The sequence below is a fragment of the Leptolyngbya sp. GGD genome (assembly GCF_026735145.1).
Lineage (GTDB): Bacteria > Cyanobacteriota > Cyanobacteriia > Leptolyngbyales > Leptolyngbyaceae > Leptolyngbya > Leptolyngbya boryana.
This window is the reverse complement of record NZ_JAPQKE010000001.1, coordinates 685,339-711,151: the sequence shown is the minus strand read 5'-3', so window position 1 is coordinate 711,151 and position 25,813 is coordinate 685,339. Positions and strand designations below refer to the sequence as shown.

21 protein-coding genes and 1 tRNA gene are annotated in these 25,813 nt (G+C 47.1%); 8 read left to right on the top strand and 14 right to left on the bottom strand.

Annotated elements, in window-relative coordinates; all coding sequences use genetic code 11:
- Positions 1-34: 34 nt before the first annotated feature.
- Genes glnT through OU814_RS03360 form a run of 3 tightly spaced genes read right to left on the bottom strand, consistent with a single transcriptional unit; the run spans position 35 to position 3,249 of the window.
- Positions 35-1,336, bottom strand: a complete 1,302-nt coding sequence (glnT, locus tag OU814_RS03370) for a type III glutamate--ammonia ligase (protein ID WP_268180458.1) — start codon at positions 1,334-1,336, stop codon at positions 35-37.
- A gap of 3 nt (positions 1,337-1,339) precedes the next feature.
- The gene (locus OU814_RS03365) at positions 1,340-2,326 is read right to left on the bottom strand and encodes an alpha/beta fold hydrolase (RefSeq protein ID WP_268180456.1); all 987 of its coding nucleotides are present in this window, start codon (positions 2,324-2,326) and stop codon (positions 1,340-1,342) included.
- Positions 2,323-3,249, bottom strand: a complete 927-nt coding sequence (locus OU814_RS03360; protein WP_268180454.1) for a fatty acid desaturase family protein — start codon at positions 3,247-3,249, stop codon at positions 2,323-2,325. Before OU814_RS03360 ends, OU814_RS03365 begins: the two co-directional genes overlap by 4 nt.
- Before the next feature lie 79 nt (positions 3,250-3,328).
- Between OU814_RS03360 and OU814_RS03355 the strand changes: the two genes are divergently transcribed.
- Positions 3,329-4,042, top strand: coding sequence for a GntR family transcriptional regulator (locus OU814_RS03355; RefSeq protein ID WP_268180452.1), 714 nt, complete (start codon positions 3,329-3,331; stop codon positions 4,040-4,042).
- A 203-nt stretch (positions 4,043-4,245) separates the two neighbouring features.
- Positions 4,246-5,073: a choice-of-anchor Y domain-containing protein gene (locus OU814_RS03350; RefSeq protein WP_268180450.1), complete on the top strand. Its 828-nt coding sequence runs from the start codon at positions 4,246-4,248 to the stop codon at positions 5,071-5,073.
- Here OU814_RS03350 and OU814_RS03345 read toward each other — a convergent pair.
- Entirely contained in the window at positions 5,062-6,030 is a 969-nt protein-coding gene (locus OU814_RS03345; RefSeq protein WP_268180448.1) for a nucleoside hydrolase, read from the bottom strand. The two genes, OU814_RS03350 and OU814_RS03345, sit on opposite strands and share 12 nt — an antisense overlap.
- Before the next feature lie 134 nt (positions 6,031-6,164).
- Here OU814_RS03345 and sbcC point away from each other — a divergent pair, with 134 nt between their 5' ends.
- A complete protein-coding gene (gene sbcC, locus OU814_RS03340) occupies positions 6,165-9,248 on the top strand; it encodes an exonuclease subunit SbcC (protein ID WP_268180446.1) in 3,084 nt (1,027 codons plus the stop codon).
- A gap of 110 nt (positions 9,249-9,358) precedes the next feature.
- Here the strand turns inward: sbcC and OU814_RS03335 are convergent, their stop codons facing one another.
- From OU814_RS03335 to OU814_RS03315, 5 genes are all read right to left on the bottom strand, one after another.
- Complete coding sequence (locus OU814_RS03335; RefSeq protein ID WP_268180444.1) at positions 9,359-9,781, bottom strand: hypothetical protein; 423 nt, start codon at positions 9,779-9,781, stop codon at positions 9,359-9,361.
- Positions 9,782-9,856: 75 nt separating this feature from the next.
- Entirely contained in the window at positions 9,857-12,310 is a 2,454-nt protein-coding gene (gene recG / locus OU814_RS03330; protein WP_268180442.1) for an ATP-dependent DNA helicase RecG, read from the bottom strand.
- A gap of 14 nt (positions 12,311-12,324) precedes the next feature.
- Positions 12,325-12,747, bottom strand: coding sequence for an NUDIX hydrolase (locus tag OU814_RS03325; protein WP_268180440.1), 423 nt, complete (start codon positions 12,745-12,747; stop codon positions 12,325-12,327).
- 35 nt (positions 12,748-12,782) lie between these two features.
- A tRNA-Val gene (locus OU814_RS03320) sits at positions 12,783-12,854 on the bottom strand.
- 95 nt (positions 12,855-12,949) lie between these two features.
- Positions 12,950-13,633, bottom strand: coding sequence for a DedA family protein (locus tag OU814_RS03315; protein ID WP_017290503.1), 684 nt, complete (start codon positions 13,631-13,633; stop codon positions 12,950-12,952).
- 366 nt (positions 13,634-13,999) lie between these two features.
- Between OU814_RS03315 and OU814_RS03310 the strand changes: the two genes are divergently transcribed.
- Positions 14,000-14,362, top strand: a complete 363-nt coding sequence (locus OU814_RS03310) for an STAS domain-containing protein (RefSeq protein ID WP_017290504.1) — start codon at positions 14,000-14,002, stop codon at positions 14,360-14,362.
- Between the two features lie 189 nt (positions 14,363-14,551).
- On the opposite strand, the gene OU814_RS03305 is transcribed toward OU814_RS03310, so the two are convergent.
- The 3 genes from OU814_RS03305 to OU814_RS03295 form a co-directional block, all read right to left on the bottom strand.
- Positions 14,552-15,106, bottom strand: a complete 555-nt coding sequence (locus OU814_RS03305) for an Npun_F5560 family protein (RefSeq protein ID WP_017290505.1) — start codon at positions 15,104-15,106, stop codon at positions 14,552-14,554.
- Positions 15,106-16,122: an NAD(P)/FAD-dependent oxidoreductase gene (locus tag OU814_RS03300; RefSeq protein ID WP_017290506.1), complete on the bottom strand. Its 1,017-nt coding sequence runs from the start codon at positions 16,120-16,122 to the stop codon at positions 15,106-15,108. The genes OU814_RS03305 and OU814_RS03300 overlap by 1 nt, the downstream gene beginning before the upstream one ends.
- A gap of 86 nt (positions 16,123-16,208) precedes the next feature.
- Entirely contained in the window at positions 16,209-16,916 is a 708-nt protein-coding gene (locus tag OU814_RS03295; RefSeq protein ID WP_268180437.1) for a hypothetical protein, read from the bottom strand.
- A gap of 168 nt (positions 16,917-17,084) precedes the next feature.
- On the opposite strand from OU814_RS03295, the gene OU814_RS03290 reads away from it, so the two are divergent.
- Both OU814_RS03290 and OU814_RS03285 read left to right on the top strand, forming a co-directional pair.
- Positions 17,085-18,113 carry an FAD-dependent oxidoreductase gene (locus OU814_RS03290; RefSeq protein WP_268180435.1) on the top strand — a complete coding sequence of 343 codons (1,029 nt, stop codon included), beginning with the start codon at positions 17,085-17,087 and terminating at the stop codon, positions 18,111-18,113.
- A gap of 212 nt (positions 18,114-18,325) precedes the next feature.
- Positions 18,326-18,679, top strand: coding sequence for a hypothetical protein (locus OU814_RS03285; RefSeq protein ID WP_268180433.1), 354 nt, complete (start codon positions 18,326-18,328; stop codon positions 18,677-18,679).
- 105 nt (positions 18,680-18,784) lie between these two features.
- Here OU814_RS03285 and OU814_RS03280 read toward each other — a convergent pair whose 3' ends face one another.
- Both OU814_RS03280 and OU814_RS03275 read right to left on the bottom strand, forming a co-directional pair.
- Positions 18,785-19,951, bottom strand: coding sequence for a hypothetical protein (locus OU814_RS03280; protein WP_268180431.1), 1,167 nt, complete (start codon positions 19,949-19,951; stop codon positions 18,785-18,787).
- 146 nt (positions 19,952-20,097) lie between these two features.
- Entirely contained in the window at positions 20,098-22,185 is a 2,088-nt protein-coding gene (locus tag OU814_RS03275; RefSeq protein ID WP_268180429.1) for a caspase family protein, read from the bottom strand.
- A 183-nt stretch (positions 22,186-22,368) separates the two neighbouring features.
- Here OU814_RS03275 and OU814_RS03270 point away from each other — a divergent pair, with 183 nt between their 5' ends.
- Both OU814_RS03270 and tftA read left to right on the top strand, forming a co-directional pair.
- Positions 22,369-24,264, top strand: coding sequence for a hypothetical protein (locus OU814_RS03270; protein ID WP_017290512.1), 1,896 nt, complete (start codon positions 22,369-22,371; stop codon positions 24,262-24,264).
- A gap of 158 nt (positions 24,265-24,422) precedes the next feature.
- The gene (tftA, locus tag OU814_RS03265) at positions 24,423-25,766 is read left to right on the top strand and encodes a hormogonium tapered terminus morphoprotein TftA (protein WP_017290513.1); all 1,344 of its coding nucleotides are present in this window, start codon (positions 24,423-24,425) and stop codon (positions 25,764-25,766) included.
- The last annotated feature ends 47 nt before the right edge of the window (positions 25,767-25,813 follow it).

Sequence of the window (25,813 nt, the reverse complement as noted above, 5' to 3'; positions counted from 1 at the left end):
GATCCTGGGGACTCTTTTTGACACTTAGCTTATACTAGCAGCCCAATGTGTTGTCCAGTTCCCAAGGCGTAATGGCAGCATTTGCTTGTTGCCATTCTTGATATTTAAGTTTGAGATATGCAGAAGTAAAAGACTTACCCAAAGATTTACCAATTACCTCACTCTTCTCCAAACACCGCAACGCATCTAACAAGTTTGCAGGCAGAGTCTTAGCCTCGCCAGCAGGTAGCGGATCAGTATAGCTATTGTTATCGCGTCGAACCCCTGGTTCAAGCTTCTGATTAATTCCATCCAGTCCTGCTGCAATTAAGGCAGCAGGTAACAAATAAGGGTTTGCAGCTCCATCTGGCAAGCGACATTCAAACCGTCCTGCATCAGGAATCCGAATCGTATGAGTTCGATTGTTCCCGCTATAACTTACAGTATTGGGCGACCAGGTTGCGCCTGATAGCGTCACGGGTGCATTGATTCGCTTGTAAGAATTTACGGTTGGATTCGTAATCGCACACAGTGCTTCTGCTGAATTCAACACTCCTGCAATGAATTGATACCCCAGTGATGAAAGTCCTAGCTCTCCTTGTGGGTCATAGAAGAGATTCTCTTTGTCGCTACTATCCCAAATTGAAAGATGAGTATGGCAACCATTTCCCGTTAAATGTGCAAATGGTTTAGGCATGAAGGTGGCTCGTAGTCCGTGTTTTTCAGCGATCGCTTTCACCATGTACTTAAAGAACGCATGTCGATCTGCTGTGACGAGAGCATCCGCATACTTCCAATTCATCTCGAACTGACCGTTACCATCTTCGTGATCGTTCTGGTAAGCTCCCCAACCGAGCGATAGCATCACGTCACAGATCTCTCGGATCACCTCATATCGCCGCATCAAAGACTGTTGATCATAGCAAGGCTTACTTTGTCGATCGAGCTTATCGGAAATGTCTTCTCCATCTGCACTCAGCAAAAAATACTCACATTCCACGCCAGTCTTGACTCGATAGCCCAGATCCTCAGCTTGTTTCAGAACTCGTTTCAAAACGACTCGTGGAGCTTGTTCTAAAGGCTCTCCAGTAATCGTATGCAAATCTGCAGGCATCCAAGCAACATCAGGTTGCCAGGGAAGCTGAATCAATTGCTCTGGGTCAGGAATTGCCAAGATATCAGGATCAGCCGGAGTCATGTCTAACCAAGCCGCAAACCCTGCAAATCCTGCGCCGTCGGATGCCATTTGATCGATACTTTCAGCCGGAACCAACTTCGATCGCTGAACGCCAAAGAGATCAGTAAACGAAATCAAAAAGTAGCGAATTCCTTGATCACGAGCGATTTGAGAAAGCATAGGTTAGTGGCTTAATAGAGTGGAAATGTGCGATCGAATAAAGGCTTCGTCGTCTGGACTTTGATAAGGATTGCCTGCGCGATGCCCCCAGATTGATCGAATCGGATGATACTCTGCATTGGGGAGCAATTCTGCTTCTGCTGCACAATCTTCTGGCGTGAAATACAAATCTGTAGTTGCAGGCATGACCAGTGTTTTCGCCTGAATCGCGCCAAGCGCCTTTTGATAATCTCCTTGATAGATCGGATTGTCACTTACATCGCAGTCTAACCAAGTCTGAATCATAGCTAAAAGGTTATGCGGATCACGCTTGCGATAGCTCGCTTCCCAAAACCGTACAAGATAGTCATCAAGCGACGTATAGCCTAGCGGATAATATAGTTCTTCTCGATAAAAGGCTTGAGAAGCTGCCCAACTTGCATAGATCCGAGCAAAGGCTTGAAATCCTCGATCGGGAACGGCTTCAAATCTCGTTCCATTCCAAGCCGGATCAGCCGTTAATGCACTCCGCAAACTTTGCAGAAAGATGCGATTGTGATCGGTGGTTCGAGCCGTTCCACATAATGCAGCAATGCGTAGCACCTTCTCAGGATACAGCGCGCCCCAGTGATAAGCTTGCTGTGCGCCCATTGACCAACCGTAAATTAAAGCTAGTTGATCGATTTGAAACACTTCTTCTAGAAGTTGCTTCTGGGCACGAACATTATCGAAATGGCTAAAAACTCCCCAATCACTGTTACTTGGCGAAGTCGAAAGACCATTGCCAAACATATTGGGGATGATCACAAAGTACTTTGTGGGATCTAAGATGCTATCTGGACGAATCAGCCATTCAATGTCCGAATGCTGTGCGCCGTAAGAGGTTGGATAGAGGATGGCATTTGAGCGATCGTCATTCAGCGTTCCATAAGTTTGATAGACGATCTGAGCTTCACTGAGCGTTTTTCCACAGTAAAGCTCAAAATTTTTCAGCGTAAAACACTCACTCATACAAGCTTTGTTGCAATATCGAGGTTAACTTTGATATAGCCTGAATCAACGTGAGCAAGATGCTGCTTAATTTGCTCGTGTGCTGCTGGCAGTTGGTGGAATGGGATTGAGGGATACATGTGATGTTCCGCATGAAACGGCATATTCCACATGATGAATTGCATCGGGAATAAGGTCATGACCGATCGAGTATTCGTCAATGGATTATCATCATGGCTGCATCCGGTATGTTCTGCGAAGAGATAGCCTCTCAGAATCGGCTGCGCGACAAAGAGCGGGAAAAGCCAATACATCACAAACCAGGGTTTCTGAACTGCGATCGATACTAAAATCGCGACCCCATAGACTGCAAGCTGAAGCCGAGTAGAGCGAATTACCTCTGCCCGCGCTTCTTCTGAAATATAGGGATAGTCTTCAACTTGTCCTAAAGCGACTCGAATATGCGTGGTGACTTTGCTCCACCACCAAGGCAATCCACTAATCGTCCACAGATACTCTCCTAAGTTCTTGGGCATTGGATCGCTGAGTTCTGGGTCTTTTTCGAGATTTTGCACATAGCGATGATGCCATTTGTGATAGCGCCGATAGAATGCGCCGTTATAAAACGACAGCACTCCAGCAAACCAGCACACGAAATCGTTCAATGTATTGTTTTCAAAAGCAGTTCGATGTGAACATTCATGCAACGGAGCAAACATTGCAGCCAAGCTATAACCATAGATCACCAAAGCTGGCACAGCAATTGCCCAATTGTGACCAAAGTTAGTTCCCCATAGGTATCCGCTCACTCCCAGAATTAGCAGGTGAGCAGTAAAACGGATTAATCCTTTCAAGGTCGATCGAGTATTCAATTCTTTCAGAGCGGCAGTTGTGAGAACTGTTCTGTCTCCTAACAGGTTAGACTCAGAAATAGTCGGGTTCATAGCTCATCTTTCAACTTGTTATAACAAGCCTAATTTTAGAGCAATTGTGGATCTGTACTTGAGGCTACCAAACTAAAAAATGACCTTCCCTCTACATTTAGCTATTTCTGAGAAGTTGCGCGATCGTATTCGAGCAGGTATCTACCGACCTGGCGATCAACTTCCGAGTGAACATCAGTTGATGGCTGAATTTGAGGTGAGCCGAATTACGGCTCGACGTGCGATCGCGAATCTCACACAGCAAGGATTAGTCAATGTACAACGGGGAAAAGGTGCATTCGTTTCCACTCAACAGAAAGTGGTTTACTCGCTGTCTAGTCCGCTGTTACTCGAAGCGGATCTAGCACGACAGGATATTGAAATTACTGTGCAGACTTTGAGCTTTGAGCGAGTGACTGCACCTGTTCATGTTCAGAAAATCTTGAATTGCGCGATCGCTTATCTGCAAAAGAAAGTCCTTTTATTTAATAATGTTCCGAGCTGTGTTGATATTACTTATATTGTGCCAGAGCTAGCAAAAGCTTATGGAAAAGAATTACGTCAAAAATTAACTTTTACAACTTTAGAACAGTACGGCATCTGCATTAAAAAAATTGACGCTGTGATTGAATGTACGCAAGCGGATTATGAAACGGGTGAGCAGTTAGAAGTCTCGTTGGGACATCCTTTGATTGTCTATCGGCATACGGCTTTTACCGAGGCAGGTGCGATCGTGCATGGAGAGTCGATTTCACGAGGGGATCGCTTCTGCTATTCGATTCAAATCGATCGAATGATTGACCCTAATCATTGATTCAAAAGACTACTTTCCACATTTTTGATGAAAATAACTAAGTGAGTTTACAATCGAACTTCTAAATTTTTCGACGCTAAAAGATTTAGAAAACAGGTTGCGCGCTCGCATCTTAAAACTGTGCCGACTGATAGAAATGCGAGTAACTTGGTAATACTCTGGTTGTCTCAATTCCCTAAGTTGATCCCGGCTAAGTAATATCAATGAAAATTCTTCTTACAACTGCTCTAACTAGCGCTTTTCTCTTACTTGGTACTGCAAAAGCTCATGCTTTAGTCCTTTATAATGGCTCTTTAGGAACATCACCCAACAGCCAAGGATGGACTCGGAATTTTTTGACTGGTCCGACTGTCACAGTGAATTCATCAGGAACCACCTTAAATACGACTTCAAACGACAGTCTTGTAGCTGGTTATGGTCGCACTGTAACAATGGATCGGAACACGGGCTATAACTTGATGTTTCGTATTCAATTGAACAGTGAAAATCATGATAATCCCAACGCTCAGAACAACACAGGCACAGACACGATTGCAGATCGTGCAGGTTTAAGTGTTGCTGTCTTGAGTTCGACTGATGCTCGGGGTATTGAACTTGGTTTTTGGACAAATCGAATTTGGGCACAAGAAGATGGTGCTGTGAAAGCTGATCCGGTGAATGCTCCAACAGGCACTCGATTCACTCAAGCTGAAGGAGTTTCCTTTAATACACAGGCAGCAGCAGTTCAGTACGATTTATCCGTTTTAGGCAATACTTATTACCTCTATGCTGGAGGGAGCTATGCTGCTCCGATTCTGACAGGTCGATTGCGAGACTATACTTTAGAAGGGTTCCCCTATACTTCAGCGGGTTCTATTGGCATTGGCGACAACACATCTTCTGCAAGAGGAAGCTTTCGACTTGAGCAGGTGGAACTCACAAATTCTGCGATCGTACCTGTTCCCTTCGCATTCAATCCCTTATTTGGCTTCGGTTTGTTCGGAATTTCCAGAATTCGTAAAGCAATCAAAGCTCGCCAATCAGCGAACTAGCACTTTCAGGTCTTCGATGAAACTTGTAAAAAACTGAGTTGCATTGACTTGAGTTGCAATCCAAGCATTGGCAGATGGCTTTGTTGTGAGTCGATCGTCGATCAAAGTCTGCCCGCGTGTCCATTTGCCTTGCGTTTCGATTTGAATGCGCGATCGCTGCCACAGCATCGTTTCTGGATAGAACAAATACCCTAAAGTTGCCGCATCGTGAACTAAGAAGCCTGGGATGCCTTGAGTCTCTCGATACTGTAAAGCTGTTCCAATCATAAACTCACAGAGTTTCATCAGGAACTGAGCAAGCTGGCTTTCTGGATTGGTCTGATAGATCTGGAGAGCCATTTCTTTTGTAAAAATCAAATGGCGTGTGATGTCGAGCGATGTAATGACGACATCATTCCGACTGTTGAGAACTTGCTCAACTGCTTCAGGGTTAAACCAGAAATTAAATTCTGCATGTGAAGTAATGTTGCCAGGGCAACGGAACGCACCGCCCATGACAATGATTTCTTTTGCTTTCTGCAAAATTCCAGGCTGTTTGATTTCGGCGGCAGCGAGATTAGTGAGTGGTGCGATCGCAATGATGGTAATTTCTCCAGGCATGGCGTTTAAGCGATCGATCAAAATCTCGTCCGAATATCTTGCTGACTCATACGAATGGATTGGACTGGGTAAGAGTGTCGATAAATTTCCCATGCCATCATTGCCATGAATGTGCGCTGCATCTTCGGATGCGTCTGAAGTTTCAACTCCGCGTCCTACTTCAACATCCGGCAATCCGCCTAGGCTTAAAATTTGGCTGGCACTCGAAAATGTTTGGCGAGAGCTTACATTTCCTGCGGCAGTCGTCACTGCGATCAGTTCAGCAAACCCGCGTTTTACAAGACTCTGTAGCCAAAATAGAGCAAAGATATCATCGCCGCCTGGATCAGTATCGAGAATGATTTTTTGGGTAGACATGATGTGAGAAAGTGACAATCGCTCTTAATTCTTCCACGATTTTTAGCAAATTCGTTCCAGTTGCGATTACACTCAATAGTACAAGTGCGATTGTACTTTCGTGCATCAGTACTGTCCCGTCCGCTCGTTTCGCTATGATTCCGCAACGCCTGACTCTTCGGAATTTTTTGAGCTACCAGGAAGCCACTCTTGACTTCCGGGGGCTTCATACTGCGTGCGTTTGTGGGGCAAATGGGGCAGGAAAATCTTCGCTACTAGAAGCAATTTCCTGGGTGATTTGGGGTGAAAGCCGAGCAGCTTCAGAAGATGATGTGATTCATATGGGCGCAAAAGAAGCGCAAGTTGAATTTATCTTCGGAATGCATCAGCAGATCTATCGCGTGCTCAGAACTCGCCAACGTGGGCAAGGCATCTCGCTGGAATTTCAAATTATGCAGGACGGTGGGTTTCGATCGCTGACCGCCAAAGGTATTCGATCGACACAGCAATTGATCCTGAATCATCTCAAAATTGATTACGATACGTTTGTGAATTCGGCTTACCTACGTCAAGGTCGAGCCGATGAATTTATGCTGAAACGTCCTGCGGAACGTAAGCAAATTCTTGCCGATCTTTTGAAACTTCACCAATACGACACGCTCGCAGAACAGGCAAAAGATAGATCGCGTCAGTTTAAAGGACAAGTTGATCTACTAGAGCGAAATTTAGAAGCCGTTCGAGAACAGCTTCAGCAACGAGACGCGATCGAGCAAGAACGTGCCGAACTTGAAGCACTTCTCACCCAAATGCAAGCCCAACAAGCTGCCAGTAATGAACAACTTCAACAACTGCAAGCCGTTCAGCATCAGCGACAAACTTGGCAGCAGCAATTAAGCTGGCAGCAACAACAGCAGCGCAATTTGAATCAAGACTGTCAGCGATTGCAGAAAGAGCGATCGCAAACCGATCAGCAGCGTCAAACCTTAGAAAAATTACTGCAACAAGAAGCGACGATCATTGCCGGATATCGCCATTGGCAAGCATTGCAAGCTCAAGAAGAAGCATTCTCAGCAAAATTCCAGGCGCATCAGGTCGCACAGTCCCAACGCCAACAGCACGAACAACAACAATCTGAAAAGATTCAACAGTTTCAGAATCAACTGCAAAAAGTTCAAGCTCAGGAAATTACTTTACAAGAACAGCTTCAAGAAGTTGAAAAAGCGCTCACGAAAGAAGCTGACGTTGAAGCCGCAGTTCAAAACCTGATTGCCGCACGTCAAGAACTTCAGCAACTCGATCAGCTTCAGTTACAAGCTTCGCCGCTTTTGCAACGGCGGCAACAATTGCAAAAAGAACTCGATCGTGCTTCGACTCGTCTTTCTGCTCGTCTAGAAGAACTCCGCACCTCTGCTCGACAACTTCAAACTCAACAGCAACGACAACCGAGCTTAAAAAAAGCAGCCGTCGAGGTTGCGGTCAAAATTGAAGAACTCGAAAAACTCCGCGCCTACCAAGACCAAGTACTTGAAAAAGGCTTAGAGCGACGTGGTTTCGTTGATCAACTGCAAGCTCATCAACGAAACTATGAAGCACAGTTGGCAGAGATTGACCAGAAGATTCGGATGTTGGAACAAGAAAAAGCAACTGCGATCGCATCCGAAGCAGAGCACTCTGAAGGCAATACACTCGTTCAACTGAAACAACAATCTTTTCCGCCTTGCCCCTTATGCGATCGACCTTTAGATGAACATCATTGGCATCTTGTTCTCGAAAAACAACAGCAACAGCGTGAAGAAATTCTCTCTGAAATTTGGGTGATCCGTGAACAACTCACGACTTCAGAGCGTGAAATTCAAGTATTGCGCCAAGAGTACACCGACATTGAAAAGCAATTAGCGCAATATGGCGGTACGTTAGAGCGGCGAGGACAGTTACAAGAACAATTACAAAATACTGCCGCAGTTCAAGAAAAACTGGCTCAAATTACGGCTGAATCTGCCAAGTTAGAAGAACAACTCAAGACTGGACAATTTGAGTTGCCGCTCCATGAGGAATTGCAACTGCTCGATCGACATTTGCAACAGATCGATTATGACGATCGCAATCATGCGCTAGCGCGTGGAAGTGTCGATCGCTGGCGTTGGGCAGAAATCCGTCAAGCAGAAATCAAACAAGCGAAACGCCGACAAGCAACTTTATTGAAGCGGCAACCCGAATTAGAAGCGCAAATTGAGCAGATCGAGCAGCAACTTGAGCAATTGAGTCAGGAACTCGATCGTGGATTGAAGTACTACGATCGACAAATTGCAGAAATTGGATACAACCTGGAACAGCACAATGCAATTCGGGCTGCAATTCGTCAAGCGCAACCCTGGCAACTCCGCTATCAAGAGCTTCAACAAGCTAAGCAAACCTATCCCCATGTTCAGCAGCGGTTACAAGAACTTGCAGACACAGCGCAAGCCCGATTCACTGATTTGCAAACGATCACGTATCACTGTCAAGAGTTAATCCAAGCCTTAGAGCGCACGCCTGATCTCGCACCGCATATTCAAGCCTTAGAGCAACAAATTCAACATCATCGAACTCAGCTTGATGAGCATTTATCGAAGTTGGGCAGACTTCAGCAACAGCAGAAACAGCAAGAAGCACTCAGTCAGCAATTCCAACAGATTAATGCTCAGCTTAAAACGGCTCGTCAGCAGGCTCGAATCTATCAAGAACTCACGCAAGCGTTCGGCAAGAATGGAATTCAAGCTTTGATGATTGAGAACATCTTGCCGCAACTCGAAGCAACGACGAATCAAATTCTGTCCCGTCTCAGCGCGAATCAATTACACGTCCAATTCGTCACCCAACGCAATCGGAAATCCAAATCCACATCTGCCAAAGCAATGGAGACTTTGGATATTTTGATTGCAGATGCGTATGGAACGCGACCGTATGAGACATATTCAGGAGGAGAAGCGTTTCGAGTCAATTTTGCGATTCGGCTCGCTCTGGCGCGGTTGCTGGCTCAACGATCGGGAACAGCCTTGCAAATGCTGATTGTCGATGAAGGTTTTGGAACTCAGGATCAAGAAGGATGCGATCGCTTAATTGCTGCGATTAATGCGATCGCGCCTGAGTTTGCCTGTATTTTAACGATTACCCACATGCCTCACTTCCGGGAAGCTTTCCAAGCTCGCATTGAAGTTACGAAGACTCAAACTGGATCGGAATTAATGCTCTGTTTGTAGGTATAAATTCGAGGCTTAAGGTGAGGAGCGGGGAGCTGTTCTCTTAGTCTTTCTACTCTCCACTCCCCACCCTTATTGGCATTCACAGCTCAACCCGAATCGCCATAGTCCTACTTCAGCACTTCGTCTAATAAATCTCTCGCTGCCTGCGCTTTCGCCAACGCTGCTTGATGATCGCTATGAGCACGGACTAAGCGCAATAGTCCTGCTACACCTGTTTTAAGGTGCTCAAGTTCTTCTCCAGCCATCAGTTCGCCATCGAGCATTCTGACCAGTAGCGACTTAATATCGCCAACATCTTGCCGAACTTTTTGCAACTTCTCAACTGTGCTCAGCAAGGTCTTCAAGGAGTTCAAAATCTCGTCGATATCTTGAACCGCCTCGACCTCTTGAGGCTCTTCGACTTCTTGAGCCTCTGCATCCTCTTCAGGTGGCTCAGAGTCTGCTTCAGTCTCTTCGATCTCTTCTAAACCTAGCTCTTTTAGCAATTCTGGGTCGGTTGCTTCAGTTTTTCGAGCATTCGTGCGTGGCATTCGTGTCGCCTCAATGATTGTAATTCTGTCGAAACTAATATGTTATACACTAACCGAGATCGATTGCGTCCCGCCTTAAGTGAGAATTGCTCCACCCATCAGCCTTTGATAGCGATATTCTAATTCCGCTTTCATCGCATTCCATTTCTCGATCGTGGGATCTTTCTCGATCGTTCGCTCTGCTGCCTCTCTTGCTAGCACAAGGACTTCTTGATCCTCGACCAAGCTTGCTAAGGCAAAATCTGGCAAGCCGGATTGCCGCGTCCCTAACACTGCTCCTGGCCCTCTAAATCGCATATCCATCTCAGAAATAAAGAAACCATCCTGAGATTGTTCGAGCACTTTCAAGCGCTGAACTGAGGTTTCACTCTTAGAATTGCTCATCAATAGACAGAACGACTGCGATCCGCCCCGTCCGACTCGACCCCGAAGCTGGTGCAATTGTGATAATCCAAATCGTTCCGCATGTTCAATCATCATCACAGTCGCATTCGGGACATCGACACCGACTTCTACAACTGTTGTAGAGACGAGGATCTGGGTTTTGTTATCTCGAAACTGAGTAATGGCATCGTCTTTCTCAGCAGAAGTCATGCGACCATGCAGTAACCCTACTTTGAAATCTGGAAAAACATTCTCACTCAGATGTTGATGTTCGTCGATCGCGGATTTGAGATCCAATTTTTCTGATTCTTCCACCAAAGGCAAGACGATATAAACCTGCCGTCCCTGGGCAATTTCCCGCTTCATCAGATCGTAAGCTTGTTGGCGATCGCGACCTGTCAATGCAGTCGTTTGAATGGCTTTTCGTCCAGGTGGCAATTCATCAATTTGACTAACATCTAAGTCTCCATGCAGCGTTAAAGCAAGGGTTCGCGGAATGGGCGTTGCAGTCATCGTAAGCACATGAGGATGTTCGCCTTTCTGCTGAAGTCGGGCGCGTTGTTCAACGCCAAAGCGATGTTGTTCATCAATCACGACTAAGCCTAAGCGATCGAAGCTGACTGTATCTTGAATCAAAGCATGAGTTCCAACCAGCAAAGGAAGTTCCCCGGTTTGCAATCCACTGTGAATCTCTCGCCGCTTGGCTGCTTTGGTCGAACCTGTGAGCAAGTCCACTGGCAAATGAAGTTGATTAAACCAACTCACTAATTTTCGATAGTGCTGCTCTGCTAAAACTTCAGTTGGAGCCATAAACGCTGCCTGATAGCCCGATTGAATCGCTGCTAGGATCGAAATGACAGCAACAACGGTTTTTCCTGAACCGACATCGCCTTGCACGAGCCGATTCATCGGAGTCTGTTTCTGAAGATCATTGAGAATGTCATTGACAACTCGGCTTTGAGCATTCGTTAAGCTAAAGGGAAGTAACTGATGGAAGCGATCGATTAATTCTCCAGTTGGTGCGAGTACTGCGCTGGCTTGAGTTTGCTGCTGTTCTCTGCGCCGTTTGAGTAAGCCAAGCTGTAAGTAAAAGAACTCATCAAATACTAAGCGTCGTCGAGCCGATTCTAATGTCTCCGAATCAGTCGGAAAGTGAATATTCGCGATCGCGTCTTGAATACCAATTAATCCATATTCTGCAAGCAACCCTTTCGGCATCGGTTCATGCAAATTCTTAATCGCAGGTAACGCTGCGGTCACTGCCCGACGGACTAAATCTGCCCCAACTCCTTCAGTTAAGGGATAGACCGGAACAATCCGACCAATGTTTGAAGAATCAAGGGTTTCGCCTTCTTGATCCAACACTTCAATGTCCGGATCTTCGAGTGAAATGCCATATTTGGTCTGTTTGACTAACCCCGAAGCCGCGATCGAGGCTCCTTTCGGATACAGTCTTTTCTGTTGTTCTTGCCAACCGCGACTCGCAAAACGGCTCCCCATATAGAAACGGCTGATTTTCATCGAACCGCTGGAGTCTTGAATGCTTAAGTCGAGAATTGTCAGCTTACTATTTCGCGGACTGGTGAAACAATTGCAGCTTTTAATCATGGCGACGATTGTCACCGTTTCGCCAACTTTGAGTTCGCGAATTTTCGCTTGGCGAGCATAGTCAATATAATCACGCGGATAGTAGTAAAGCAGATCGCGCACAAAGTAAAGCCCAAGTTTGGCAAGCTTTTCGGCGCTTTTTGGACCAATCCCTGGTAGGTAAGTAATGGCTTGTGTGAGGGGAATGTCTTGTGCAGGAACCTCGATCGGTTTCGGAGTTACTTTTGGCGTAGCTTTTGAAGTGGGTTTAGTAGAGGCTTTCTCCGTCGGTTTTTCTTCAGATTTTTTGACTTGGTAGAGAAAGCGTCGAGTTTCAGCAACTAAATGCTGGCGTTGTGAAAATTCTAAATCTGAATACTTCGCGAATTGATTCGCGATCGTTTGACAGCGTGCTTGCTCAGATGCCGGGAGTGCGGGAGTTCCTTCGGTCAATGTGAGATGCAAAAATTCGCTGAAGCGGAACTGATTGCCCTCCAGATCATTAAATCCGCGATCAGCTTCGACCGAAAGCGCCTTTTGTAGTCGCACCAAATCCATGATGTGAAATCATCTCACCCTTTTGCATTGATGAAGTCTAGCAAAATTCGCTGGTGAATTGCGCCCAACGGTCGAATTTGATTGGCTCGATCGCTAAACCGCTCTCCTTGCTGAATCTCTGCGATTGTGAACAGCCCTAAATCCCAGCCTTCCATCAGCTTGAGTTCAGAAACATCTATAGTCAGTGGAGCTGCAAAGACGTGGCGAGTCGCTCGATCGTCGTCGTACACTCCAAATTTCACCAGCTCCGTCGCCGCATAGCAAATTTCTTCTTGCAATTCTCGAACGACTGCCACTTCAGGCGTTTCGCCTGGGTCTAAATGTCCCCCAAACAGTCCCCAATGTCCTGGATAAGCAATATTTGGAATGTTATCTCGGAGTTGAAGCAGGAAAGTCTGATGCTGATAGAGAATTGCGATCGCGACTTCCGGCTTCATAGTGAAATTTCTCTCCGAAACTCGTTTCTAAAATATGGGCGATACTGGATTTGAACCAGTGACCTCTCCCGTGTGAAGGGAATGCGCTACCCCTGTGCCAATCGCCCGAGGAGTTCTTATTCTACATTAGGCGATCGCTCAAATCAAGCCACAAAAAAGGAGCCAAATTTGGCTCCCGCAAATTTATGCAAATTGAACAAGATTACTGGCTTTGAGAAGAGTCGTCTGACACCGTTGGCAGTGCATTGGCTTCTAGCGTTTCAGACACCAACTGTTTCGATTTCCGCGATTCCAACCAAAACGGAACCACGAGCCAAGCCGCTACGAGCAAAAGTGCCACTACCCCAAACTGTGAAGCCAGCGTAAACAGCTTCTCTAGAGGGACAACCTGACCCGCAAAATACGACAACGACACCATGACCGTTGCCCAAGTGAACGCTCCAGCAGTGTTGTACAGCGTAAATTTCCAATAGGGCATCTCTGCAATCCCGGCGAGCGGACTGGCAAAAATCCGCAACAGTGCCACAAAGCGACCCAAGAAAACTGCCTTGCCAGCATTCTCCCCAAACTGGCGCTTTAGTTCTTCGATTTGAGTCTCTTGAATGCGGAACACCTTGCCCAAGTTGACCAGCAGTGCCCAGCCGCCGTAGCGCCCAATCCAGTAGCCAATATTGCCGCCGATCGTTGCGCCGAGCGCTGCATCACCAATCACCCAGAAATAATTCAGCTGATCGCTTCCTGCCAAAAAACCACCCGCAAGCGTCACCGTTTCACCGGGAATGGGCAGCCCTAAATTCTCTAACAAAATTCCGAAAAAAATCGCCCAATAACCATACTGCTGAGCAATCTGCTCGATCGCTTCCGGCGAAATGAAGTCAAGTGACATTGCAATAACCTTTACAAACCTTCATCTTCTTTCGATCTTGACGTGGTTTCGCCTCAAGTGTCAATCAATCGATCGACAGTTTCTTCAAGTTCGCGATCTAGGACAGATTCATTAGCATCTCTTCACAACTGTCATCCGTATTTTTCTGTAACGATCAGGAAAACTTTATTAAAATTGCGCTGAGATACGGAGAAAAATAAAGATTCGATAAAACTACGATAGTTGTTTAGTGCATCCGGAAACAGACTCCTTATAGTTGAAGCACTAAATAATGCGTACAACTACTTAGCAAAGGAACGATCCTTGCTCTAGTCAAGTCTTCCGGATGAAGCATGGATGTGAGAGTGAACGAAAGTATGTGGAGATATGGAAATGGCGTTAATTGAGCGGCACGAAGAGGTTGTATTACAGCCCCAGGGTCGATTAGATGCAGTGGGTGGTGCAGCATTACACCAACAGTGGGCAACCCTTGCACCTCGGCAATATAAAGCCTGGATTATTGATCTGTCGCGTGTTGAATTTATTGATAGTTCGGGGCTAGTTTCATTAGTCTCAGGATTAAAAGTTGCGACCCATACTGGTACTCAGCTTGTTTTATGTGGATTGCGTCCCTCGACTCGGTTGGTCTTTGAGATTACGCAACTGGATCAGGCGTTTTCGATTTTCGAGAATTATGAAGCGATCGAGGATGCTTTTGGTCGAGTTCAAGAAGTGCTGCAAATCGCTTAATTTATCAGAATTGCTTTATTCATCGCGTTTTGACCTCGTTCAGCGCTCTTAGTCGCTCTAGATCTCATCTCTTCGCGAGTTGATCGAAGTCGAAACCTAACTCCAGTAAACCACTGTCAGCAAAAAGCCCTCGCAAGATTTAGCTTGTGGGGGCTTTGTCGTTCAATTTATGCGTTAGAGATTCTTGATTTAAGCATTCCCAAAGGTGGGCAGTGAAATTTCACCCTCACCTCGTGGAAAACTCGGCAAATCAAGATGCCCGTTTCTGCGATTTTGCACGGCTAAGCGATAATTGACGCTTTGGAGTTCCGCGTGAAGTTGACGATTTTCGCGCTGAATCATTGCCACCTTTTCTCGCACAGGCTGCATCCGCTCGGCAAATTTCTGCCGATACACTTTAGGCAATTCTTGCACGACTTGTTCGAGCATCTTCGATCGCTCAGTTAATTCCTGAGCCGTTTGCCGTAACTGGCGCATTTCTTCATCGCGTTGCGTAATTTGCTCTTGGTAGAACGTGACTTGTTCCTCTACGGTCTGAAGCTGTTCGCGTAGCGCCCGGACTTCAGCGACTTGTCGATCGGACGGCTCATCTGAAGCGGGGATGGGCGCACTCGCATTGCCTTTAACCAGGCGGAATAATTCCTGCGAGAGCTGCTGCACGAGCTGATCGCGCATTTGCAGTTCTTCTTGGAGACGGGCATTTTCAGCAAAGATTTGCTGAGCTTGAGAAGCGTCAAGTTGCATCACGAGATAGGTACTCCCTCTTGGGTTATGACGTTAAGGTTTTCCTCCCATAATCGCGGAGGAGACGATCGACGAATGTCTCGCCAAATTGCAGTTGCCGCCAATGTACCATCTGCAACCGCAATTGATACCTGATTTAATCCCTCTTTTAAATCTCCCAGTGCAAAAATTCTCGGATGCGATGTCCTACACATGTCGTCAGTTAGGAGGTTTCCGCCTTTCCAGTCGAGTTCAATCCCTTTTAAGTAGGCATTGTAATAATGCGAACCCATTGCCACTAAGCCCGTCTGTAATTCGATCGTCCGTCCGTCCGCGAGTTCTACGCCTGTCATCTCATGATCATGTCCAACGAATCGCTTTAACGGCGTTTCGATGAGTGGATATCCGTGAGATTTTAATTTTTCTCGCATCTCGTCGCTGACTTCAAATAAGCCCTGGGTAAAAACGGTGATGTAAGGCGTAAACCAATTCAACACAAATGCGGTGTTAATCGCGCCTTCGCTGCCGACAAACAAGCCACATTTTTTGTCCGCCATTTCCCAACCGTCGCAGATCATGCAGACATGCAGATTATGTCCAGCGTAGTCGAATACGTTCTGCATATCGTCGAGCTTGGGCAAGTGGTCGATGATCCCACTCGCAGCAATCACATATTTAGAGCGAAAAACTGGGTGAATGCTATCTTGTTTGCCGACTTTGACTTTGACGGCGAAGGTTTCTCCTTCATCTTGCACCTCTTCGACAAAGCCCATGAGATAATCGCCATTTAGCGAGAGAAAATGATTTTGCCCCTGCTGGAGCATGGTGCGACCAGGAGTGCCAGGGGGCAGACCGAGATAATTTTGCAGTTCTTGCATCCAGAACGATCGACCGCGACCTTTTTCGATCACCAGACACGACAGCCGATAGCGTTGTAAATAAATTGCAGCAGAGAGTCCACCCGCTCCGCCGCCTACAATAATTACATCGTAAACATGGTCAAGTCGCTGTTCGAGTGTCTTTTTAGAAAGCTTCATGGCGATTTCCGCAGTAATCGTTGCATCGTGAATCTACGATTTTAATTGCAATCACAGATTTCTCCAATGTAGCAATTCTGCAAGTTCTAAAGTGCGATCGAGCTTTCTGAACTGCCGACGGATTTGACCCATTCTTTGCCATTTTCCAGGAAGACGATCGAGGGAGTTCCTGCCGGATTTAGGTTGATTCGTTTTACCGTCACTTCTCCACCTGCGAGGCGTTCTCCAACTTGCACATAGCGCGAGGTTCCGTCGGTATCTTGAACGATCGCGCTTATGTTTGAGCCAGTTTGAATCACGCCGCTTAAGACGATCGCGTCTGCCAAATTTGGGCGAGAGATAGGAGGGGGTGGGATCACAGGCAGAGCAGGTTGGACGGTCGGCAGTGTGCCGACTGAGAGCGGAGGCATCGGGGTAGAAGTGAGCCGAATGGGTTGAGGCTGAGGTAAAGCAACGGCAGGTGAAGTGCTGATGGTTGAGGATTTTGCTGCGATCGTTTTTGTGGGGGCTGGTTTGATCGTGGCTCTCAGGTCGGTTGGCATTTGAGGCGCTGCGAAGGGATCGCGATTGCTTCCGACAGCAACGGGCATTAATGGGAGTTTGCTATTGGTCGTTGGAATCATGCCTGCGATTTTGACCGGAGGCAGGGTGAGCGATTTGGCGGGTACGACAGGTTGCGGGAAGGCTTGGGGGGTGGGCGGTGTAGATTGAGTATTGGTACGGTTGGTCGCGCAACTTGTGAGTAAGAGTGCTGTTCCGGTTGCAGCGCTCATCATCCAGTGTCGTTTGCTCATACGGATACCCCAGTCGTTTACATTTATACAGAATAGCCATGAGTTTACGGAGCGCACGGTTTTATCTGCCGTTTGAGCTATCGGTTTTAACGGATTTTTCGTAAAAATTAGTAGTTATACGTGGGCGTTCTCGCGGTTGTCGATCGCTAACCTGAAGAAATTACCGGAATGCAAAAATTGGTTTTGGTGGGAGGAGGACATAGTCACGCGATCGCACTTCGGCAATTCGGATTGCATCCGCTGTCTGATGTCGAAATTACGTTGATTAGTGAGGCAGAAAATACGCCTTATTCAGGGCTGTTGCCGGGACATGTAGCAGGCTTCTACTCGTATGAGGAGTGTCATATCGATCTGCGCTCGCTGTGTGAATTCGCTAAGGCTGAATTGAGAATCGATCGCGCCATTGGGTTGGATTTGGCTCGGCATCGAGTCTTATGTGAGGCAGGAGAGGTTGAGTTTGATCTCGTGTCGCTCGATATTGGCAGTACGCCGATGATGCCAGCAGGAGCGGCGGGAATTGGGGCAAAGCCGATTGCTCAGTTTCTCAAATGGTGGAATCAGTTTGACGGTAAGAGTGTGGCGATCGTAGGCGGTGGAACAGGCGGGGTCGAGTTGGCGTTGAATATGCAGGCGAAGATGCCTGAGTTAGAGATTCATTTGTTTCAACGCGATCGCGAGTTGTTGCCAAGTCATAACGCTTGGGTGCGGCAGCAATTTCAAAAGATTTTGACGCAGAGAGGGATTCAACTTCACGTTGGGCAAGCTGTGGAACGTGCGACGGATTGTGATGCAACGGTTTGGGTGACTCATGCCTCGGCTGCGCCTTGGGTCAAGCAGTCTGGGTTGGCAGTAGACGCGCAAGGATTCGTTTTGGTGAATGAGTTTTTACAGTCGGTGTCTCATCCTGAGGTGTTTGCAGCGGGTGATATTGCCACAATGATGCACTACGATCGACCGAAGGCAGGAGTATTTGCAGTGAGGCAGGGCAAGCCTTTGTTTCACAATCTCCGGGCTAAGTTGGAAAATCGGGTGTTGAAGCCTTATCGTCCTCAGAAACGCTATCTGAGTTTGATTGGAACGGGGGATAAGGTTGCAGTGGCATCCTATGGGGGATTCGGTTGGCGCGCTCCGTGGGTGTGGTGGGTGAAGGACTTTATCGATCGGTCTTTTATGAACCAGTTTAAGAGGATGATTTAGAAAGTCGTCGTTGAGACGCATTCACCCGCCCCGGAAACGGAATTCCGGGGCTAACGGTGCGAAGTCCTTAAAAGGACTGGATTTCTCAAGCTTCTGTTTCGTCCCGGTTAGGGGGCTTCGTTTTACTAGCTGCGAAATTCCGTTCCGGGGTGGGATGGCAATGTGAGCGAAAAGTCTTTTGATATCTTTAGAACATCCTCGCAGTAAAAGCTATGCAATTATCTATTTCAGATGATCAGTTCAAAGTCGATCTTGATGGTTGGGAACGTATTTGGGCGTTTTACTTTAATGCGGATTTGTACATTCCGTTGAGTCATATTACTCAGGTATCAACTGAGGAGCCGCGACATAGCTGGACGGATGTTAGGATGCCAGGAACCTTTTTGCCAGGGGTGATTAAGGCGGGAACTTACTATACCGATCGGGGTAAAGAGTTTTGGTATGTGACACGGTTGGGACGATATTTGACTTTGGAACTTGAGAACGAGTTTTATCGGCGGATTGTGCTCAGTGTAGAGCAGAATCAGCTTTGGGCAGATCGGATCAATGGACAAAAAGCTGTTTGAATACTCTAGCAGGCGCTTCCGAGAACAATGAATCTCGTTTTAGTCGATGAATTATTGGACACTCAGAAGCGCAGCTTGGCGAAATTGGTTCAGTGAGTCAAAACGTTACTTTAACCAGGACAGCGATCGCAAAATTTCTGCTGCCTCATTTGGAGTAATCGTATTTCGGCATTGATTTGTTTTGCCACCGTAGTAGGTTCGACGAACAAAATCCGCACCAAGAATTCGATAAAACGGAGAAGTCGAACCTGGTGCAGTTGCCCAATCATTGAGTAAATTGGGCTGAGGTGTAGAAAGCTGCTGAGCGGATGGGGTTTTAAAGTCTCCAGTTTGCTCACCAAACAGCAGAGAGACTCGCCCGAAAAGCTGCGTTTCTACTGGGAATTCATACCCTCCAGGTACACCACCCACTCCGCCACCCGTTGCCTCGATCGCAAAACATTTATCCTGCTGTGCATGGCGGTAAACGATGCCATAGTCTGGCCCAAATCGGCATCTACCTTCACAAGGTTTCACATCCACTTTGCTCACCGTATAGCCAGCAGGAACAGAGCTTGGAACTGCGATCGCAATTTTCAAAGACTTCAGCGAAGCTTGCTGCTGAGGTGTCAGTTGAGGTGTTCCTGTCTGAGCCGTGAGCGGAATGCCAACGCTTGGGCGAATCTGATTCGAGATGAGAGCAGTTCCCGTTACGATCGTGCTAGGAGCTAATTTTGGAGCGCTTGAAGGATTGCTCGGATAAGTAGAACCGTTAAATTTTAAGCTGCGATAGCTCGGTTGTATACCTCCACCTGCAACGAACAGAATAATATCGCGCCAGCCTTTTGTTCTGGTGTTGCTGACGACGATCGGAGAATTGACGATCGTATGTCGCGAAAGCAAACTGTAACCGTTTCCTGCTGGTTTGAGAATCAGCATTGTACAGCCGCCTGTGCCACAGGTTGATTGAGAAACTAAATATACAATTTTCTCATCGCGACCATCGCCATCTAAATCGATCGAGTTATAAAGATAGCGAACGTTAGCTACATCTCCAGAAAGCTCTCGGCGAATCGCTGCTTCTATTGCTGAATTACTTTGAGTTTGCGATCGCTGATAAGTTAGCGCGCGAAAGCGAATGTTATCGACGTTTGGGAGTGTTTCTAAGGGGGACTCTGAATTTTGTGCAACTTTAGAAGATTGTGCTGCTGTGGGAGCTTGAAACCAGGAATTGAGGCTGAACCCAATTCCAAGAGCAGCCGTTAAAGATAACAATACGCGTTGCATTTGCATAACGATGAATGAAGTAGAAGGAAACTCAGAAATCGAAGTTTAGATTCAATTTACTGCGATCGTATTCCAGAACTGCATCAATGTTGATTCGCAAAATTGCCTATTTACGATCGCACGCCCATTTTATTCTCTAAACCACTTATTCTCTAAACCACCTGATAGAAGAAGCGAAACGTTGCCCATGCATTGACATTCAGAGCGAAGAGTTCAGGAGGCGTAATTGCAGGGATTGTACTACTTGCTTGATGCACATCTTGTAGCACTGCTTGAGCAACATCAAGGAAATTGGGAAGAGAGCGGATAAACTTTTCTCGAGTTCCTACTAAAGCTTCAGTTTGCTGAAATGGAGTACGGCTACAAATCACATAAGCTTCAGATAGACCTGCGGGCAAACGTACAATCCAATCGGATTGCGCTTGAGGCAGGGTGAAGGTTTCGCCGGGAGCGATCGTGGATTTTACTTGCTCATTTTCTCTTGGGCTGAGTACTACACCCGTTCCATTATTGTCTAATCCTAGAACGAGAAAGTGAATCAATTCAGCATCATGATTCTCAAGCCGGATCTGAATCGAAGTCCCAATTGGAAGTGAGAGAACTTTTCCATTAGAAGGCACGACATCACTCGCAGGCTCGGCAATACGGCTCGTCTGCTGGACGGCAATCTTTGCGTCAGCATTGACGAGAGCCGCGCGCACGGAGATCTGAGATGAATCTGAATTCGCTGTCAAGCTGAGTAACTTTGCACCTAAGCGCGTTTGCAACTGTGGCGTAAGCCTTTTGACTGCTAACTTTACAGCTTCTCCAGACTCGCCTGCTGTACTTGGAATCGCTTCTCGCCCTTGTGAAAATAATCCATATCCAGCGGGTGAAATCGTTCCTTTCATCGCTTCTGTTGTCAGTGAAGCAACTTGTGTCGGTTCTTCAACTTTGCTAAATAAATAGTCGGCTGCTTGCTCTCCGGCGATCGCTGCTGCAACTCTTGGCAGTCCCGAAAAAGCACTCACGGCATCGACTCGCTCGACTCGATTTAAGGTCGCATCGATCGCGATCGCTAAGCTCAGATCTTTCGGCAAAGTTCGGATCGCTTCTCGAATCGGTTGACCGACTTGCACAGGCAATTCTATCGCTTTGGCTTTCGCTACTAATCCATTGCGTTCATACACTTGAAGCATTGAGTGATCTGTCCTGAATAATCCGCCCAGACTGTAAGCTTCTAGCACTTGGGGAGGTAAACCTCCGAGCCATAAGTATGCGATTTTGCCATTGTCTTCGATCGCGGTAATGACTCCATCAGCGGACGGTTGAGTTATGGGCACTTGGTAAGGTTTGAGCGGTCGCTCGCGGCTTTTCTGCCCGATTAAAATGGGTTGTTGCTTGGCATCAGACTGCCTTGCAATCAGTTCGGAGGCTCCTCTGAGATCGACTCTCAGCGTGGTTTCGGGCATTGATCGCCAGAGTTGCTGCGTCAGTGCGTAAGTAAACAGCCCTGCACTAAATCCATTCCAAGGGGATTCTGTCGCAAATTGTTGAGCATCGGCAGCAGATAGAACCACTCCTGGCATTTGTCCTGATCGCCATTGCACTTTTGTTCGAGTGCGATCGAGTTTCGTATTTGTAAGTAACCGTTCTTGAAACTCGATTTCTTCGTCAATCAATTGAGTTGCCGGATCGCTGGATCGCGATCGCAGTTTCAAATTTCCCCGCAAAGGATAGCCCGGATAGAGATAACCCGCATCAATGATCGTGGTGACTTGCTGAGTCGGCAGCGATCGCAAAAGCAGCAGCAGAGTATCTTGAGAAATTCCGTTCGCGATTACGTTATCTTGCGGTTCATCGGCTGTGATCAAAATTGGCTGAATGTCATCTGCCGTTGTGCCGAGTTTTTGTAAACTTCCGAAGCCGCTAAAGTGAAAAACAATCACATCATTCGGTTGGGCTTGTCGAATGAGGTGTTCTATAAAAGCCGTTTCAATGCGCGATCGCGTTGCTTGCTGATCCGTTAAAGTCAGAATGTCATTGGGCTGAAATCCGAAGCGATGAATCAGCAATTCTTTTTGTAATTCAATATCGGTCAAACAGCCATTCAGTGCCGCATTGCGATATTGATTAATTCCCACTAAAAGCGCGAGTTTTCGAGCAGTCGGCGCAGCGAGAACTTGTGCTGTCCGAGTGCATGAACTGGCTCCCCAGACTCCGAGAAAAATACCTGCTTGTAGTAGCGATCGACGTTTCATGTCCCGATCCTGCGCCTTCTCCCTTAAGCGTATCAGGTCAAGATTCAGAAATCGTAACCAATTCGCAATACCAGAGTTATGTTTTTCTTAATTTTTACGAGATAAAAGGAAGAAATCGCTACACTTTCACTGCTCTGTGTATGATGTTAGGCGCTTCACTCAGCGTCAGGGAGAACTGGATCGATGAATTTACCTTTTGTTTTAGATGTTGCTATTGGATTAATCTTTACTTACTTAATTCTAAGTCTGCTAGCTTCAGAACTACAAGAATTACTGGCAACAGTGCTGCAATGGCGGGCAAAACATTTGAAAGATTCGATCGAAGTACTCTTAGGAGGCGGGATTAATACGCCCGAAGAACAGCGAGTCAAGGATTTGGTCGGACGACTCTATGATGATCCCTTGCTCAAAAACGTCAATCAAGCAGCGAAAGGAGCGGTGCCTCAAGCATTTCGGAAACTTACCCGAATCCTGTTTCCAGGCAATCGACCTGGCGCGTTTGGTCATAATCAATCTTCGGGACCGTCTTACATTGCACCAGAGACATTTGCGACTTCGCTGATTGAGCAGTTGGGCATTACTTCTATGGTGGATAAACTGTCCGAGGTGCGGTTTGAGAAATTCGTTCACCGGATTGTAGGACATTATTGGGTCAATGAATTCGGTGAGGTGGGATTGCCGGATGATGATCAATTCCAAGATGGGTGGGAGCGGGGGGCCATTCGCACGATCGCGGAAAAATCAGAGCGCTCAAGTCTCAGTGCTGATCAAAATTTTCGGGTGCTTGTCGAAGAGTACGATCAAATTCTCAATGCGTATCGGGTGCGTACAGCGACCTTAGAAACGAGTGTCGAGCGCTTAGGAGAAAGCTTAGATGCGTATATTGCAGCCTGTGCAAACTTCGATCAATCGTCTCCAGAAACGGCGCTGTTTGTCCGGCGATTACAGTCGTACAAGGCGAGTGTGTTTGGTCAGAATTATGAGCGAGCATTCAGTTCTGGTGGGTTGAAACCGAGCATTGCAGAAGTTGCAGACTTGGTGCATCAAGGCAGTAGTACCCATCAAGAAGTGGCGAGAGCGTACGATCGGATTGCGAATCAAGCTCGTCCGATTGATGCTCAAGTCAATTCAACGATTCAGACGCAAATCAACGACTATCGATTGGGACTGGATGCGAATGCTCTGGATCACCCGACAAAATTCGAGGATCTAGACTATGATTTGCAGCAAATTTTCCTAGCGAATGCACTCGCCAATCTCACGCCCGAAGAACGGCAACTGTATGAGGACTATCAAACCTATAAAACGATTCGCAATGGGTTGAGCCGTCTGCCGGATTCTGTAAAAGAGAGCATTGCGATTTTGGCAAAACGGTCGCAGGCTCGCGTGGATCAAGCGGAAAATCAGGTCAATCAGTTTCGCGATGAGATTTCAGTCTGGTTCGATCGCTCGATGTCGCGGGCTTCAGGCGTGTATAAACGCAATGCAAAAGGGGTGGCGATTCTCATTGGGTTAACGTTAGCGGCGGCGACGAACTCGGATACGTTTCATATTTTCAATCGGTTGTCGAGTGATGATAGTTTGCGTCGATTAGTCACTGAGCGAGCTTCGCAGTTGAATTTGGATGCTCAGCGATCACCGAGGTTTTCGGCTCAGCTTGAGGAGTTGAAGAATGAGACGGATGCAGTGTTACGAGAGATTTCGTTTCCGATTAGCTGGAATTCGAGTAATCTCGGGCGACAGTTGGGCTGTCCATCCAGTGCAATCTCGTCTGCACCCCCTCAAGATGTCGCAAATACTGAAGCGAATCAGCTCAAGGCGCAATGGGACAATTTGTATAAGGGCTGTTTGAATACGGATCAATCATCGAATGCGCCAGTTCCGTTGCAGGTCGCGCAGATTATGGTCAATCGCCCGCTCGGGGTTTTACGGATGTTGTCGGGCTGGATTGTGAGCGGAATTGCGATCGCGATGGGTGCGCCGTTTTGGTTTGATTTATTAGGGAAGGTTGTGAATGTGCGAAATTCAGGCGGAAAGCCGAAGCAACCCGCAGGAGAAGTGCAAAGGACGAATGAGTAAGCATTTGAGTGAGCTTTGATCGGTGACGAGTGCGATCGCACCTGCAATCAGTTGGATAAACCGCGATCGCAATCTCCTTGGAAATGGGTCATTCCCTGAAAAAGAGATAAAATGGGCGACTGACGATTCAACCTATAAATTCGTTATTCGTAAAGCTGATGGGACGTATCTTTATTTCCGCAGGGCATGGCAATCGCATCAATGGAGTCACAGATCCGGGTGCAGTCGTTGCTGGGACAACTGAAGCCAGAGAAATGATTCTGACGCGCGATTTGATCGTCACAGAATTGCGATCGCGCGGAGTCGAAGTTTTATCTGTCCCGGATGCGCTGAGTGCTGCACAAGCGATTGACTGGATTAATGCGCGCGCCCGGAGAGATGATGTTGCCCTAGAAATTCGAGCCGATGCCTTCAGTAATCCCAGTGTGCGCGGCTCGACGGTCTACTTCATTGCGAATAATGATCAGCGACGACGCAATGCCGAATTGCTTTTACAAGCTTTAATTCGTCGTGTGCCGCAACTTCCTAGTCGAGGCGCACGACCCGACACCGATACGGGATTAGGGAGTCTGCCCTTTTGTCGTCAAATCAATTGTGGATCGTTGCTAATGACGATCGGGTTTCTGACGAATCCAGACGATCGCTTTATTATTCAAAATCAGCGTCGAGATGTGTCGCTGGGCATTTCGGATGGATTAGTGGCTTGGGTGCGAGGAACTGCTTTACCGCCTGATCCGAATCAGTATCCAGAAATTGCGATTAATCTGAATGGTCAGACTTATGGTGAGAAAGGAATTTTGGTAAATGGAAATTCTTTTGTGCCACTGGATCTTATCGATCGCTTAGGGCTTGATTTGTCCAAAGAACCGGGGATTTCTCGGATTAACTATCGTCAAGTCGTCTTTATTCGAGCGACGGATTTGGCAAAGTTTAATGTTGTGATCGGGTGGGATGCGAAGACAAGAACGGTGACGTTGCGATCGATTTTGCGGGTCTGTGCGGGGTCGCTCGATCGCATTATGGGCAATGGCAATACTTTGAGTTCGCAACTCATCACGTTCCTGAGAAGAAATAATGAAGCTGCGGTCGCACAGTTTCCGACGATCGCGGATTTGTATCGTCAAGAAGGCGCGATCGAAGGGGTGAACTATGATATTGCCTTTAGTCAGATGTTACTAGAGACCAATTATTTACGATTTGGCGGGGATGTGAAGCCATCTCAGAATAATTTCGCTGGATTAGGTGATGTGGGTGGAGGCCCTGAAGGGGCAAGTTTCCCAAATGCTCAAATTGGGGTAAGAGCGCATATTCAGCTATTGAAAGCGTATGCGAGTACAGAACCTTTGGTGCAGGATGTCGTCACTCCGCGATTTCGGTTTGTGACGCGCGGAATTGCGCCCTTGATTGAACAATTGACCGGGAGATGGTCGGCTGATCCGCAGTATGGGCAGAAGATTAGTACGATTTTGCGTCAGTTGTATGATTCGGCGCAGATTTTGTAAGAGGTAGGGAGTGGGGAGCTAGCAAGGCAACAAGCATCCTACTCCTT

What these genes read in the sequence shown, in the direction of transcription:
- glnT (WP_268180458.1), bottom strand. Translation starts at nt 1,336, where the DNA reads ATGCTTTCTCAAATCGCTCGTGATCAAGGAATTCGCTACTTTTTGATT.
- OU814_RS03365 (WP_268180456.1), bottom strand. Translation starts at nt 2,326, where the DNA reads ATGAGTGAGTGTTTTACGCTGAAAAATTTTGAGCTTTACTGTGGAAAA.
- OU814_RS03360 (WP_268180454.1), bottom strand. Translation starts at nt 3,249, where the DNA reads ATGAACCCGACTATTTCTGAGTCTAACCTGTTAGGAGACAGAACAGTT.
- OU814_RS03355 (WP_268180452.1), top strand. Translation starts at nt 3,329, where the DNA reads ATGACCTTCCCTCTACATTTAGCTATTTCTGAGAAGTTGCGCGATCGT.
- OU814_RS03350 (WP_268180450.1), top strand. Translation starts at nt 4,246, where the DNA reads ATGAAAATTCTTCTTACAACTGCTCTAACTAGCGCTTTTCTCTTACTT.
- OU814_RS03345 (WP_268180448.1), bottom strand. Translation starts at nt 6,030, where the DNA reads ATGTCTACCCAAAAAATCATTCTCGATACTGATCCAGGCGGCGATGAT.
- sbcC (WP_268180446.1), top strand. Translation starts at nt 6,165, where the DNA reads ATGATTCCGCAACGCCTGACTCTTCGGAATTTTTTGAGCTACCAGGAA.
- OU814_RS03335 (WP_268180444.1), bottom strand. Translation starts at nt 9,781, where the DNA reads ATGCCACGCACGAATGCTCGAAAAACTGAAGCAACCGACCCAGAATTG.
- recG (WP_268180442.1), bottom strand. Translation starts at nt 12,310, where the DNA reads ATGGATTTGGTGCGACTACAAAAGGCGCTTTCGGTCGAAGCTGATCGC.
- OU814_RS03325 (WP_268180440.1), bottom strand. Translation starts at nt 12,747, where the DNA reads ATGAAGCCGGAAGTCGCGATCGCAATTCTCTATCAGCATCAGACTTTC.
- OU814_RS03315 (WP_017290503.1), bottom strand. Translation starts at nt 13,633, where the DNA reads ATGTCACTTGACTTCATTTCGCCGGAAGCGATCGAGCAGATTGCTCAG.
- OU814_RS03310 (WP_017290504.1), top strand. Translation starts at nt 14,000, where the DNA reads ATGGAAATGGCGTTAATTGAGCGGCACGAAGAGGTTGTATTACAGCCC.
- OU814_RS03305 (WP_017290505.1), bottom strand. Translation starts at nt 15,106, where the DNA reads ATGCAACTTGACGCTTCTCAAGCTCAGCAAATCTTTGCTGAAAATGCC.
- OU814_RS03300 (WP_017290506.1), bottom strand. Translation starts at nt 16,122, where the DNA reads ATGAAGCTTTCTAAAAAGACACTCGAACAGCGACTTGACCATGTTTAC.
- OU814_RS03295 (WP_268180437.1), bottom strand. Translation starts at nt 16,916, where the DNA reads ATGAGCAAACGACACTGGATGATGAGCGCTGCAACCGGAACAGCACTC.
- OU814_RS03290 (WP_268180435.1), top strand. Translation starts at nt 17,085, where the DNA reads ATGCAAAAATTGGTTTTGGTGGGAGGAGGACATAGTCACGCGATCGCA.
- OU814_RS03285 (WP_268180433.1), top strand. Translation starts at nt 18,326, where the DNA reads ATGCAATTATCTATTTCAGATGATCAGTTCAAAGTCGATCTTGATGGT.
- OU814_RS03280 (WP_268180431.1), bottom strand. Translation starts at nt 19,951, where the DNA reads ATGCAAATGCAACGCGTATTGTTATCTTTAACGGCTGCTCTTGGAATT.
- OU814_RS03275 (WP_268180429.1), bottom strand. Translation starts at nt 22,185, where the DNA reads ATGAAACGTCGATCGCTACTACAAGCAGGTATTTTTCTCGGAGTCTGG.
- OU814_RS03270 (WP_017290512.1), top strand. Translation starts at nt 22,369, where the DNA reads ATGAATTTACCTTTTGTTTTAGATGTTGCTATTGGATTAATCTTTACT.
- tftA (WP_017290513.1), top strand. Translation starts at nt 24,423, where the DNA reads ATGGGACGTATCTTTATTTCCGCAGGGCATGGCAATCGCATCAATGGA.